Source organism: Psychroflexus planctonicus (assembly GCF_014640195.1).
Classification (GTDB): domain Bacteria; phylum Bacteroidota; class Bacteroidia; order Flavobacteriales; family Flavobacteriaceae; genus Psychroflexus; species Psychroflexus planctonicus.
The window spans coordinates 137,207-150,506 of the sequence record NZ_BMGM01000003.1 but is presented as its reverse complement, the minus strand read 5'-3'; the positions used below and the strand labels follow the sequence as shown (position 1 = coordinate 150,506).

At 32.5% G+C, this 13,300-nt stretch carries 12 protein-coding genes; 6 read left to right on the top strand and 6 right to left on the bottom strand.

Annotated elements, in window-relative coordinates; genetic code table 11:
- Positions 1–265: 265 nt before the first annotated feature.
- Positions 266–3,340 (top strand): tetratricopeptide repeat protein, encoded by a 3,075-nt coding sequence (locus IEV72_RS04285; protein WP_188457860.1) that lies wholly within the window; start codon positions 266–268, stop codon positions 3,338–3,340.
- Here the strand turns inward: IEV72_RS04285 and IEV72_RS04280 are convergent.
- The 3 genes from IEV72_RS04280 to queA form a co-directional block, all read right to left on the bottom strand.
- Positions 3,330–3,566 carry a hypothetical protein gene (locus IEV72_RS04280; protein ID WP_188457859.1) on the bottom strand — a complete coding sequence of 79 codons (237 nt, stop codon included), beginning with the start codon at positions 3,564–3,566 and terminating at the stop codon, positions 3,330–3,332. The two genes, IEV72_RS04285 and IEV72_RS04280, sit on opposite strands and share 11 nt — an antisense overlap.
- Positions 3,567–3,628: 62 nt before the next feature.
- Positions 3,629–4,909: an O-antigen translocase gene (locus tag IEV72_RS04275; RefSeq protein WP_229731808.1), complete on the bottom strand. Its 1,281-nt coding sequence runs from the start codon at positions 4,907–4,909 to the stop codon at positions 3,629–3,631.
- 424 nt (positions 4,910–5,333) lie between these two features.
- Positions 5,334–6,383, bottom strand: a complete 1,050-nt coding sequence (queA, locus tag IEV72_RS04270) for a tRNA preQ1(34) S-adenosylmethionine ribosyltransferase-isomerase QueA (protein WP_188457857.1) — start codon at positions 6,381–6,383, stop codon at positions 5,334–5,336.
- A 213-nt stretch (positions 6,384–6,596) separates the two neighbouring features.
- Between queA and ychF the strand changes: the two genes are divergently transcribed.
- The 4 genes from ychF to IEV72_RS04250 all read left to right on the top strand — a co-directional run bounded on the left by ychF (position 6,597) and on the right by IEV72_RS04250 (position 10,049).
- A complete protein-coding gene (gene ychF / locus IEV72_RS04265) occupies positions 6,597–7,691 on the top strand; it encodes a redox-regulated ATPase YchF (protein WP_188457856.1) in 1,095 nt (364 codons plus the stop codon).
- A gap of 172 nt (positions 7,692–7,863) precedes the next feature.
- Complete coding sequence (locus IEV72_RS04260; protein ID WP_188457855.1) at positions 7,864–8,418, top strand: glutathione peroxidase; 555 nt, start codon at positions 7,864–7,866, stop codon at positions 8,416–8,418.
- Positions 8,419–8,429: 11 nt separating this feature from the next.
- Complete coding sequence (gene folP / locus IEV72_RS04255; RefSeq protein ID WP_188457854.1) at positions 8,430–9,251, top strand: dihydropteroate synthase; 822 nt, start codon at positions 8,430–8,432, stop codon at positions 9,249–9,251.
- An 18-nt stretch (positions 9,252–9,269) separates the two neighbouring features.
- Positions 9,270–10,049 (top strand): diadenylate cyclase, encoded by a 780-nt coding sequence (locus tag IEV72_RS04250; RefSeq protein ID WP_188457853.1) that lies wholly within the window; start codon positions 9,270–9,272, stop codon positions 10,047–10,049.
- Between the two features lie 64 nt (positions 10,050–10,113).
- On the opposite strand, the gene IEV72_RS13695 is transcribed toward IEV72_RS04250, so the two are convergent.
- Together IEV72_RS13695 and IEV72_RS04245 are read right to left on the bottom strand one after the other, a co-directional pair.
- Positions 10,114–10,248: a hypothetical protein gene (locus tag IEV72_RS13695; protein ID WP_262890025.1), complete on the bottom strand. Its 135-nt coding sequence runs from the start codon at positions 10,246–10,248 to the stop codon at positions 10,114–10,116.
- Positions 10,249–10,428: 180 nt separating this feature from the next.
- Positions 10,429–11,166 (bottom strand): bacteriorhodopsin-like, encoded by a 738-nt coding sequence (locus IEV72_RS04245; protein ID WP_188457852.1) that lies wholly within the window; start codon positions 11,164–11,166, stop codon positions 10,429–10,431.
- A gap of 135 nt (positions 11,167–11,301) precedes the next feature.
- On the opposite strand from IEV72_RS04245, the gene IEV72_RS04240 reads away from it, so the two are divergent.
- Positions 11,302–12,177 (top strand): Brp/Blh family beta-carotene 15,15'-dioxygenase, encoded by an 876-nt coding sequence (locus tag IEV72_RS04240; RefSeq protein ID WP_188457851.1) that lies wholly within the window; start codon positions 11,302–11,304, stop codon positions 12,175–12,177.
- 2 nt (positions 12,178–12,179) lie between these two features.
- Here the strand turns inward: IEV72_RS04240 and IEV72_RS04235 are convergent, their stop codons facing one another.
- Positions 12,180–13,208 (bottom strand): threonine aldolase family protein, encoded by a 1,029-nt coding sequence (locus IEV72_RS04235; protein WP_188457850.1) that lies wholly within the window; start codon positions 13,206–13,208, stop codon positions 12,180–12,182.
- Between the last annotated feature and the right edge of the window lie 92 nt (positions 13,209–13,300).

Below are 13,300 nucleotides of genomic sequence, written 5' to 3'. Positions count from 1 at the left end.
AATATTACAATAGAATCAATATTATTTAATTTGTTATTACCACTTCTTCATTAGTAGCTTACAAGCCTATTGTACTATAAAAAAGCAATAGCCGTTTTCTGTTTTCAGTTTAATTTTAATTTGGATTCACTATTTATGTTTTTCGTATTTAAGTCGAAATAGTCAAATTGAGATAAATCCTATTCTTCGCACACAATTATTGGAATAAATTACGTTTACATCTATAGATATATTTCTATCTTTGACTAGTTTTAAATATTGACGTATGAAATCTTTTGCAGTTGTAATTTTTCTTTCCTTTTTCGCATTTACTAACGGATTTGCTCAGCAATCTGAAGAACATTACAGCGATATTTCAACTTTTCAACAAGCTTTAGATTTATTTCAGAAGAAACAATTTGCTTCAGCAAAAATTTTATTCGCACGGGTTGCTGAATCCAGTGAAAAAAGACAACTTAAATCCAATGCTAAATTTTATGAAGTTAGCTCGGCTTTAAAATTAAATGAAGCCAATGCTGCCATAGCTATGGAAGATTTTATTAGAAGTCACCCAACAAGTAATAAAAAAAATGAAGCTGTTTTCGAAATCGGGAATTACTATTTTGGTGTAAATAATCATAACCAAGCGAGAAGATGGTTCAATCAAGTTGATGTGTATAATTTAAACAAAGAACTTCAGTCTGAATACTATTTTAAATTTGCTTATGCTTCATTTAAAAGCGATGATTTTAAAAGAGCAAATACGTATTTCAATAGAGTAAAAAATCATAAAGAATACGGTTCGCAAGCAAAATATTATTTAGGTTACATCGCTTATGCAGAAAATGACTACCGCAAAGCAAAAGAATTATTTGATGAAGTGGAAGCCGACCCAAATTTTAATCAAGATATGGCTTATTTTAAAAGCGATATGAATTTTAAATCGGGTAATTTTGAATCTGCCATTGCAGCAGCGAAAGAGAAATTACAAAAAGCCAACTATCAAGAACGCTCACAACTCAATAAAATAATCGGGGAGAGTTATTTTAATTTAGAAGAGTACGAAGAAGCGATTCCGTATTTAGAAGCCTACGAAGGAGATCGCTGTAAATGGAATAACACCGACCATTACCAATTGGGTTACGCTTATTTCATGCAAAAAAACTATCCCAAAGCCGTATCAGAGTTCAATAAAATTATTGGAGGTAAAGACAAGGTTGCTCAAAATGCGTATTACCACTTAGCTCAATCTTATTTAAAAAGCGATGCCAAATCTGAAGCTTTAAATGCTTTTAAGAATGTATCGGAACTAGATTTTGATAAAGAAATACAGCAAGATGCATTTTTAAACTACGCAAAATTGAGCTACGAGATAGGAAATGCATACACTAGTGTTCCAGAAGTGTTGACACAGTTTCTAGAAAAATACCCCAATTCACAAGAAGCAAATCAAATTGGGAGTTTACTTGTTGGTGCCTATTTAGCAGAAAAAAATTACGAAAAAGCGCTTTATTTATTAGAAGGAAGCAGAAATTACGAAGACAAGAAGCAATACCAACAAATAGCTTATGCATACGCAATAGAACTCTTTAAAGAACGGGACTATTCAGCTGCTAAAACCTATTTTAATAAAGCTTTGAAACAAGCAATCGACAAAAAAATTGTCGCTAAAACACAATTTTGGAATGCTGAGGTAGATTATTTGTTAGGTAATTATACCGATGCCATTGTGGGTTTCAAGCAATTTGAAGGTTCAACATCTGCCAAGAATACGAAGGAGTTTCAGGATTTGAACTACAATTTAGGATATGCTTATTTTAAAAATAAAAACTACGAGCAAGCTCAAATCTACTTTGAAAAATTTGCTCCAATAGCAAAAGATGCCGCATTACAACACGATGCTTTTGTTCGATTAGGAGACGCTTATTTTGCTTCTGGGACTTATTGGCCCGCCATGGAAGCTTATAACAAAGCTTTAGGAATGCCTAATTTTAATAACGATTATGCTTTCTTTCAAAAATCCTTAAGCTATGGTTTTGTAGATAGAAACCAGCGAAAAATTGAAGAACTACAGCGCTTTTTAAGCGAGTTTAAGAGCTCAGCATATCTAGATAATGCCTTATACGAATTAGGAAATACACACGTAGCAGAAAACGAGCAAAATAAAGCTTTGACTGCTTATCAAAAAATTATAGACCAACATCCAAACTCTGCATTAATGCCACGAGCTTTGTCTAAAAAAGGTTTGATTTTTTACAATACAAATAAAAGCGAAGAGGCATTAGTTACTTTTAAAAAGTTGGTTTCAGATTATCCTAACTCAGAACAAGCTGCTCAAGCGGTAAATACAGTTAGATTAATTTATATTGACCAAGGCAAAACAGAAATGTACGCAGCTTGGGTAAGCGATTTAGATTTTATGGACGTTGCCGATGCCGATATAGATAATGCTACTTATGAAGCTGCTGAAAAACCATTTTTAGATGGCGTTAATGAAAAAGCCATTGCAGGTTTTCAAAAATATTTAGCTCAATTTCCAAAAGGAATTCATGCTTTAAAAGCAAATTTCTACTTAGGCCAGTTGCTTTACAACAAAGGCGAAAAAGAAGAAAGTTTAGTTTATTTTGAAGAAGTAATACAATCTTCTACATCAGAGTTTACGGAAACCGCATTGTCAAGATCTGCTCAAGTGTATTTAGAAAATGAAGACTATACCAATGCCATTCCGTTGCTTAAGCAATTAGAAGAAAAGGCTCAATTTACCCAAAATGTAATTTTTGCTGTTTCTAATTTAATGAAAGCCTATTACCGAACAGATAATTTTGAAGAAACCATTGCTTATGCAGACAAGGTAAAACAATTAAAATCTGTTGAAGAACGTGCTATTAACGATGCATATTTATTTTCTGCTAGGGCCAATATGAAATTGGATAATGAAACCGATGCTGAAAAGGCTTATGCTGTGGTAGAAGAAAGTGCAAGCGGTAAATTAGCTGCTGAAGCTTTGTATTATTCAGCTTATTTTAAACATCAACAAGGCAATTTTGAAGCATCTACAGAAGTAGTAAAAGAACTAACTAAAAACTATTCAAGGTATCAAGAATTTGGTTTCAAAGGATTGATAATTATGGCGAAAAATTTCTTTGCTTTAGACGATGCTTTCAACGCTACTTACATTTTAGAAAGCCTTGAAAAAAGTGCAGCAAAATACCCAGAAATTGTAGATGAAGCGCGTGAAGAATTGGCTAAAATGAAACGTAAAATTGCAGAGAAAAACTCATCTGTAGAATTAGATAAAGAAACAGACGATGAAGAAACAGAAGAGAAAAAGTCTGAAGTAGATCGTGTAATTAAATTTTAAGAAATTTAAATCCCCACCATTTCATTTGGTAAACAGTTTCATCTTGATTTTTGATGGTCTTCATTCTAGGTGATAAAATAATGGCAATAATAGCCGCAATTCCCATGTGTATTTTGGTAATTTCTTCAAAAACAAATTGAAAGATTAACCACAATATTCCTGCAAATATTAAAATCACTACATATCGAAAACCAATGGCTTGCCATAAATTGCTAAACTCTTTCATATACATCAATTTCAAAAATGCAAATTACAAGCATTTTAATGAATAGTTAGGCATGTTAGTGTTTATTTATTCAACTTGAAATATGGATAAATAAATACTTTTCTAAAATAAATTAAAATCAATAAAAAGTAAGCAACGTAGGTTATAAAATGGCCAATTACAGCACCTTCAAGACCAAACTTTCCTATAAGCATGGTGGCGCTAAAGTATAAGCTTACAGCTAAAAATAAATCGGTAAGAATAAATGAAATTGTCATTCTTTTAGCATGAAATTGATACACCATAACCAAGGTGATAATTCTAAAAAAGTCACCTAAAATCTGATATAAAAATAAGTTTTCAGCGGGCAAGAATTCATCTGTATAAACCAAAAGTAATAATGGTTCCCGAATAAAATAAACCAATATCAATCCAATTACATACAACGGGATAATTTGTTTGTAAAAAGCAAATACAATAGATTTGAATTCGATGTTATTTTTTGCTTTTACCAATTTAGGTAAAATGAATAAGTTAAGCATAGATAACACAAACATCAAATAATAAGTAGCAATTCTATTTACAGCTTCCCAGAACCCTGCTGCTTCTTCAGATAATTCTGTGATAATTGAATTTCGAATACCTAAAAAAACCAATGGAAAACTAACACTCGATATCAATGTCATTAATGCATAGTGACCAAAATTTTTCAGCATTTTACTATCAAAAGCTTTCCAGTCAAAAAGGCTAAATATCGACCAATAAGCTTTAAAATAATACAGGCTAAAAAACACAAGTGCTGATGGAATAATTATAAGTGTAATTAAAGCGCCTTTTAAGTCAAAATTATAGACTAGCAGTGCAAAAACAACAAGATTTAATACATGACCAATAATGTGAACCCGAATTATTTTTTGGAATTCTTCAAAAGCTTTAAGCAAAGCAATAATGTATATGTTTAATACATGTAGCGGTAATATGAAAGCAAGTATTTGTATTACTTGAGTAAAATTTCTTTCATAAAAAAGAATACGATTAATGTATGTTGAAAAGCTAAAAATAAGTATTCCTACTATTAGGCAAACCAACAAGCCCATTCCAAGCAAGCTAGAAATAAAGGCTTTTTGTTTCTCTTGTTCGTTTTCACTTTCAGCTCCGTATTTAACAACAGCACGTTCTAAACCACCTGCTGAAAAGTTATGTGCAATGTTTAAAAAGTTTCTAAAATTTCCGATTAATGCAAAACCTTGTGGACCTAAGAAATAGGCTGAAAGTTTAGAAACACCTAAACCGGTAATCATTTTTATAATCACACTAAGCGAATTAAAGGAAGTAACCTTTAAAAGGGGAGAACTCTGTACCACTTTTTTCAATCGCTTTAGCATATTTCAAATATAGTTGAAGTTTTTAATTTTGTTCTATTCAATAAAAAAATATGAAAGCTGATTCTTCAAGCTAATGATAAAAACAACTGATTTAAAAAATCTGTTTTTACGCTACAAATCATATTGATGTTTACAACTTAAGTTCAATTTAAGTCAGTAGAAGAAAGAGATGATAATCACCTTGATGAGATTTAGGGGTGTTTTTTTTCATATATAATGGAAATGTAGTATTGAATTACAGAAGACTATAAATCGAACTCAGGCTTTTAGGTGCTTTATTGTGGCTCATTTTTGTTAGTAATTCTTTCTGCAAAAAATTATACTAATTTGTTTTTGTATGAAACCATAAAAAAACTGTTTCTTTTTACAGAAACAGTTTTAAATCGATTTTAAGATGAGCTAATTAAATAATCAACATGGCATCTCCATAGCTATAAAAGCGATATTTTTCTTTAATGGCTTCTTTGTAAGCTTTCTCCATTAAATCATGTCCAGCAAAAGCTGAAATCATCATCAATAAAGTAGATTTTGGCATGTGGAAGTTGGTTACCATACAGTTTGCCATACTAAAATCGTAAGGAGGAAATATAAACTTGTTTGTCCAACCTTCGTATTCTTGTAAAGTGTTGTTTGCATTTACAGCACTTTCTAAAGTACGCATAACTGTGGTGCCAACTGCACAAATTTTTCGTTTCTCTTTTAGCGCTTTATTTACAATTTGAGTTGCATCTTTGGTTATAGAAATTTGCTCGCTATCCATTTTGTGTTTCGATAAATCTTCCACTTCAACGGGGTTAAACGTACCTAGGCCAATATGTAAGGTTACTTCAGCAAAATCAACTCCTTTTATTTCAAGGCGCTTCATTAAATGTTTAGAAAAGTGAAGTCCCGCGGTAGGTGCGGCAACGGCTCCTTCATTTTTAGCATAAATGGTTTGGTAACGTATTTCGTCTTCTGGTTCTACAGGTCTAGAAATGTATTTTGGTAAAGGTGTTTCACCAAGTTCGGTTAATTTTTTTCTAAATTCGGTGTAAGAACCATCATATAAAAAGCGAAGTGTTCTTCCACGGGAAGTGGTGTTATCAATTACTTCAGCAACTAGACTTTCATCGTCACCAAAGTATAATTTGTTTCCAATTCTAATTTTTCTAGCCGGATCTACAAGTACATCCCAAAGGCGTGTTTCTGGGTTAAGTTCTCTAAGTAAGAATACTTCAATACGTGCGCCAGTTTTTTCTTTGTTTCCATATAAACGAGCAGGAAAAACTTTAGTGTTATTAAACACCATAACATCTTTTTCATCAAAATAATGAATCAAGTCTTTAAACTGTTTGTGTTCTATACTTTCATCTTTACGATTTACAACCATTAATCTAGACTCATCTCTGTTTTCAGCAGGACGTTCAGCTAGTAATTCTTCGGGTAAATCGTAATCAAATTGAGATAATTTCATCTGTAGGTGTTTTATTTAAGAAGCTGCAAATATACAACTTGCACATAGGCCTTGTCAAGTGTTTTGCTGGATTAATTCTGTAATAAGACAAAATTCATTCATATTCAGGCAAATTCTTTAGGATTGTAAGAAGTTCTAACTTTATAAATAGGGTTTAAAATGCTACCTTTGCCAACTTTTAATGGCAAAAAACGTATTGCGAAATTTATATATATGAAAGCAGGAATTGTAGGACTTCCCAACGTTGGTAAATCAACTCTTTTTAATTCACTCTCTAATGCTAAAGCACAGAGTGCAAATTTTCCATTTTGTACCATAGAACCTAATATAGGTGTAATTAATGTTCCCGATCCGCGTTTACACAAACTAGCAGATTTAGTAAATCCGCAACGTGTTTTGCCGGCAACTGTAGAGATTGTAGACATTGCTGGATTAGTAAAAGGAGCAAGCAAAGGCGAAGGTCTTGGAAATCAGTTTTTAGGAAATATTCGTGAAACCGATGCTATCTTACACGTGCTACGCTGTTTTGATGATGACAATATTGTTCATGTTGATGGCAACATCAATCCTATTAGAGATAAAGAAACCATCGATATTGAGCTCCAGTTAAAAGATTTAGAAAGTGTAGAAAAACGCTTAGAAAAAACAAAACGTGCTGCCAAAACAGGCAATAAAGAAGCTATAAAAGAATTTTCAGTTTTAGAAAAATTACAAAAAGGACTTGAAGAAGGAAAATCGGTTAGAGCTATTGAAATTGGTGAAGAAGAGCGAGAAGATTTTGTAAAACCCATGCAGCTCATTACCGATAAGCCTGTTTTGTATGTATGTAATGTAGACGAAAAATCTGCTGTAAACGGAAATGCTTACGTAGAAGAAATTAAAAAATTAGTGGCAGATGAAGGTGCAGAAGTACTTGTCTTGGCAGTTGGTATTGAAGCTGATATAGCCGAATTAGAAGATTACGAAGAACGAAAATTATTTTTAGAAGACATTGGTTTAGACGAAGCTGGTGTTGCCAAATTAATACGTTCTGCTTACCAATTACTCAACCAACAAACCTACTTTACCGCTGGTGAAAAAGAAGTTAGAGCTTGGACTGTTCCCGTGGGAGCAAGTGCTCCGCAAGCAGCTGGCGTAATTCATACCGATTTTGAAAAAGGATTTATTCGAGCTGAAGTAATTAAATATGAAGACTTTATCCGTTTAGGAAGTGAAGCAAAAATAAAAGAAGCAGGTTTGTTAAAAGTAGAAGGAAAGGAATACATTGTTCAAGATGGCGATATTATGAATTTCAGGTTTAATGTGTAAACTTTCAATTTAAGCAGATTCCTTAAACGGAAACTAAAAGCAGGAAAGGTGAATATTTCAATTGAAGTCTAAGAAAAATTCATGCATTATTGCATTTCCCAAAAAATAGCTAAATATTAGTACAAACTTTGCTAATAGCCAAAATGCTTAATTACATTTGAAATAAAAAATCATGAAGAAAGTTGTTTTCATATTCAGTTTATTCTTTTTCTTTAGTTCGTATTCACAAACAAAATCCAATAGCATGAGCAATAGCATACATCAATTTTCTACTACTACGCTTGAAGGCGAAGACTTTGACTTTTCTTCTTTAAAAGGAAAAAAAGTAATGGTAGTTAACACGGCTTCAAAATGTGGATTAACGCCACAGTACAAAGATTTACAGGCTTTGTACGAACAATACAAAAACCAAAATTTTGTAATTGTAGGTTTTCCTGCTAATAATTTTATGGGGCAGGAGCCAGGCAGTAATGAAGAGATTGCTCAATTTTGTGAACGAAATTATGGAGTTAGTTTTCCTATGATGCAAAAAATTTCGGTAAAAGGAAAAGACATGCATCCTATTTATCAATTTTTGACAAATAAAGCGCAGAACGCGAAACAAGATTCTGAAGTAGAATGGAATTTTCAAAAGTACTTGCTGAATGAAGATGGAGAATTAGAAAAGGTAATCTCTCCAAGAACCAGTCCGATGGATGGTGAAATTCTTGATTGGATAAAAGCTTAAATTTCAGTTTTATGCAAATCAATTGCAAAGGGAATTTAATAGATTTATCAACTCCAAAAGTAATGGGCGTGCTTAATCTTACGCCAGATTCATTTTACGACGGCGGGAAATACAAAGATTTGCCCAAAGCGCTCAAACAAGCAGAAAAAATGCTCAATGATGGAGCTACTTTTATAGATTTGGGTGCCTACAGTTCTCGTCCTGGTGCTGATCATATTTCAGAAACAGAAGAAAAAAAGCGATTGATTCCTGTTCTAAATGAATTGATTAAAGCATTTCCAGAAATTTTAATTTCGGTTGATACGTTTAGAGCAAATGTGGCTAAACTAGCAGTTGAAGCAGGCGCAAGTATGGTAAACGATATTTCTGCTGGAAACCTTGATCAAGATATGTTTTCAACTCTCGCAAAATTACAAGTTCCTTACATTATGATGCACATGAAAGGAACTCCACAAACCATGAAGCAGCATGCAAAATATTCTGATGTTGTAGAAGAAGTCAATTTTTATTTTTCCGAAAAAATAAGTCAAGCCAGAGCACACGGAATAAACGATTGCATCATTGACCCTGGATTTGGTTTTGCAAAAAACGTAGAACAAAACTATGTATTACTCCAACATCTTGAAGCGCTTCAGTTTCATAAAGTTCCCGTTTTAGTAGGTCTTTCCAGAAAATCTTTAATTTATAAATTGCTGGAAACTACTCCACAACAAGCCTTGAACGGAACTAGTGTTTTAAATACGATAGCCATTCAGAAAAAGGCTAAAATTTTACGTGTGCATGACGTAAAAGAAGCAACAGAAGTAATTCAGCTTTTAGCGCAGTTCAATTAATATCCTTACTTTTAAGCCATGGGATTAGATTTTTTAGAAATTGGCTTTTTTGATATTTTAGATATCCTACTTGTAGCTTTTTTATTGTTTTACGTTTATCGTTTGGTAAAAGGTAGTGCAGCTATCAATATTTTTATTGGTATTGTAATTATTTACTTACTCTGGCAGCTTACTTTGTTGCTAAATATGGAAATGTTCAGCAGCGTTTTAGGGCAATTTATAGGTGTAGGAATGTTTGCTTTAATTGTGGTTTTTCAACAAGAAATCCGAAAATTTTTATTGATGATTGGTTCTACCAATTTCTCATCAAAAAAAGGACTTTTGCAAAAGATTAATTTTTCGACAAAGTCGGTTGAAAGTGTTGCTTATTTAGAAGATTTAGTTGAAGCTTGCCAAAAAATGGGGAGTACACAAACTGGAGCACTTATTGTTTTACAACGAAACACGAAGTTGGATTTTGTGAAAAATTCTGGAGACCAAATGCAAATAGAATTTAATATTCCTATTTTAGAATCTATTTTTTATAAAAATTCTCCCTTACACGATGGAGCTGCTGTAATTGAAGATGGATATATTACCGCAACACGAGTAATTTTACCCGTTTCAAACGATAGAAATATTCCCTTACGTTTTGGCTTGCGCCATAGAGCAGCAATTGGTATTACTGAAAAAACAGATGCTTTGGCTTTGGTAGTTAGTGAAGAAACAGGGCAAATTTCCTATATAAAAGATGGTGAATTTAGAATTTTTGATAATGATGAAGATTTAGTTGAAAAGCTTCAAAACGACATGCAATAAAAACTCCCTAGCCAAAATTGAAAATCGCTAGGGAGTAAAAAAAAACTATTTGCTATGAAAAATTTTATTTCAACCCTTTGTCTTTTTTAGACATATAATAAACCGCGCCCACCAAAGCAGCGATTACCAATCCAAAAACAACAGTCATTATTATTGCTCCATTTGTCCAATTTACAAATATTAAGTCTAGCATGTTCATTTAGGTTGATTTAAAATTCTACTCCAAAAATAATAGCTAAGTCCCATTTTTTAAATGACAATTGTCATGTTCTACTAACTGTTTTCAAATTGAATTGATATTCTTTAGGATTAAAAAGTTAGGACATAAAAAAAGCCGTTTCTATTCGAAACGGCTTTTTTGTAATACTTAAATCAGTGTTTATGCTTTTGCTGTAGATTTAACAGCTAATGAATAAACTACCAATCCAAAACCAATTTTGTTTACTGCATCACCAATGTTGTAAACTACATCCATGAAGCTTGCATCTACACCAAAGTCATATCCAAACAATCCGCCTGGAGTTCCTAAAATGTATCCAACTGGGTAAATTGCCCAACCTACTAACACAAACCAACATAAAACTTTGTGTGCAGCTAAAACATTACCACCTGCTTTTTCTGCAAGTTTTTTCGCTTCACCAAACCAGATCATGTAAACAATGATAAAGTAAGCAATACCTGATAGAAGACCCCACTGCCAAGACCAGTCTGGCTGAACAGCTTCACCAAAGTAACCTGTAACTAACATAACAACTGACCAGAAAATTAATTTCCACATCAATGATTTTTTAGCTCCAGCGGCTCTTAAAATTAAGAAGAACTCAACACACATTAATGGCACTGTTAATACCCAGTCTACGTAACGGAAAAATGTTGGAGACTCTCCAACAGCATCCCAATAATCACGCATGTAGAAGTAGTGTACAGCGGCAATAAATGTAATTAAACCTGAAACCAACACAGATGTTCTCCATTTCGAGTCGAATTGGTTCAGCGATAAAAAGAAAAAGGCAGAAGCAGCCATCATAGCCATACTACCTACAAAAAAAGTAAAACCAACGTAATCGTCATTTGCGATTTTTGAGACGTCAGCTAATAAATACATAAAATTACTCATAGCGTTATAAATTTTTGATTTGTTCAAACAAACATAATTAAAGATTAAACACTTAATTGTAATTTTAAGAAATATTTTTGATTAATTTTGTCAACACAATAATTTTATAAATTGAATATTAAGAAAGTCTCAATATTGTCTAGTTTCTTAGGGATAGCTATCTCACTATCATTTGCTGAAATATTTTCGGTCTATTTAGCTTTATTTCTAATTATTAGCATCGGAATTTTACATGGAGCAAACGATATTTTGCTTATCGAAAAATCTAAATTTGTAGTAAACAAAAACAAATGGTACATTAAATTAACATACGTGTTTATTGTTTTGTTAGCTGTAATCTTATTTTACTTCGTTCCCTTTTATGCACTGATTATTTTTATATTGTTTAGCGCATATCATTTTGGTGAACAACATTGGAGTCAAAAATTTAGTACAAATCAATACGGCTTTTTGAAGAAAGTCTTTCAATTTACATTTGGTCTCCTTATTTTAAGTTTACTCTTTCTGTTGAAGCCCGAGACAACAAATCAAGTAATAGAAGATTTAGCTAACTTTTCAGTACCTTTTAATTGGTTTACTTATTTATCTGCTTGCTCACTAACTATGAGTTTAATTTTTAGCGTATTGCTTTTGATAAAAAAAGAACTAATTCTTACAAAATTTAGTTTTGAATTTTCTTTATTGATTTTATATACGCTTGTATTTTACTTTACACCTTTAATATTAGGTTTTGCTATTTATTTTGCTTTTTGGCATAGCTTACCTTCTTTAAACGATCAAATAAAATTTATCTACGGTGGAAAACTTGTTCCTGGAATTAAATCCTATATCAAAGATGCAGGTATTTATTGGTTGGTTTCGGTTGTAGGTTTTGCAGCCTTTTTATTCTTTTTTTACGAGACGAAACTATTTTACAGTTTTCTTTTTGCATTTATTGCAGCCATTACATTCCCACATGTAATAGTTATGGGAAAAATGTTTAGTTATCTAAAAAAACAAAAATCTGTATAAGCTTAATCTATATAAGCTTTTCTAAAGTTTTCCAACATAAAATCGTGCATTATTTCAGTGTAATCTAAATGCGTAACCATCCGCATTTTTCCTTCGCCCATATCGCTAATTCTTATACCGAGTTCATCTAATTTATGCATGAATTTTTCTGCATCTACTTTTTCATCTAAATAAAAGATCACAATGTTGGTTTCAACGGATTCAACTTTTTCTACAAAATTTAACGAGGCTAACATTTCACCTAATTCATTAGCTTTTTTGTGGTCTTCTTCCAATCGTTCAAACTGATTTTGTAAGGCAAACAGTCCAGCAGCTGCCATAAATCCAACTTGCCGCATTCCGCCACCTAATACTTTCCGAACGCGCATAGCATTTTGCATGATAGCTTCATCACCTACTAAAACGGTTCCCATGGGTGCGCCCAAACCTTTAGATAAACAAATGGTAATGGTATCAAACAATTTACCGAATTCTTTAGGATCTTGTTTTTTAGCAATGATGGCGTTAGCAATTCGGGCTCCATCTAAATGATAGCCCAATCCGTGTTGTTTACAAACTTGATGTATGGCTTTTAATTCGTCCAATTCATAACAAGCACCACCACCTTTGTTGGTTGTATTTTCAACACAAACTAAAGAAGTTTTAGGACTGTGATAAAAATCTGGTGGATTGATTGCTTTTTCAGCTAAATCAGCTGTAATTTTTCCGCGTGAACCATCTACTAATTTACAAGAAACGCCAGAATTAAAAGAAACTCCACCGCCTTCATAATTGTAAACATGTCCCCATTTATCGCAAATAAGCTGTTCTCCTGGATTGGTATGCAATTTAATTGCGGCTTGATTAGCCATGCTTCCTGTCGGGAAATATAAAGCAGATTTTTTTCCAAATAAATTAGCTACATAGTCTTCTAGTGCGTTTACACTCGGGTCTTCTTTATACACATCGTCACCAACTTTTGCGTTATAAATAGCATTGAGCATAGCAGGAGTGGGTATGGTAACCGTATCGCTTCGTAAGTCTATCTTCATTTTCTTTTTATCGGAAAACTATAAAAATATTTAGAATTTAGAACAATTTTTCCACTAATAAATTACATTTGTTTTTCAAAATATTAAAACAC

Excerpts from the sequence above, each read along its gene's own strand:
- IEV72_RS04285 (WP_188457860.1), top strand. The coding sequence starts at position 266 with ATGAAATCTTTTGCAGTTGTAATTTTTCTTTCCTTTTTCGCATTTACT.
- IEV72_RS04280 (WP_188457859.1), bottom strand. The coding sequence starts at position 3,566 with ATGAAAGAGTTTAGCAATTTATGGCAAGCCATTGGTTTTCGATATGTA.
- queA (WP_188457857.1), bottom strand. The coding sequence starts at position 6,383 with ATGAAATTATCTCAATTTGATTACGATTTACCCGAAGAATTACTAGCT.
- ychF (WP_188457856.1), top strand. The coding sequence starts at position 6,597 with ATGAAAGCAGGAATTGTAGGACTTCCCAACGTTGGTAAATCAACTCTT.
- IEV72_RS04260 (WP_188457855.1), top strand. The coding sequence starts at position 7,864 with ATGAAGAAAGTTGTTTTCATATTCAGTTTATTCTTTTTCTTTAGTTCG.
- folP (WP_188457854.1), top strand. The coding sequence starts at position 8,430 with ATGCAAATCAATTGCAAAGGGAATTTAATAGATTTATCAACTCCAAAA.
- IEV72_RS04250 (WP_188457853.1), top strand. The coding sequence starts at position 9,270 with ATGGGATTAGATTTTTTAGAAATTGGCTTTTTTGATATTTTAGATATC.
- IEV72_RS13695 (WP_262890025.1), bottom strand. The coding sequence starts at position 10,248 with ATGAACATGCTAGACTTAATATTTGTAAATTGGACAAATGGAGCAATA.
- IEV72_RS04245 (WP_188457852.1), bottom strand. The coding sequence starts at position 11,166 with ATGAGTAATTTTATGTATTTATTAGCTGACGTCTCAAAAATCGCAAAT.
- IEV72_RS04235 (WP_188457850.1), bottom strand. The coding sequence starts at position 13,208 with ATGAAGATAGACTTACGAAGCGATACGGTTACCATACCCACTCCTGCT.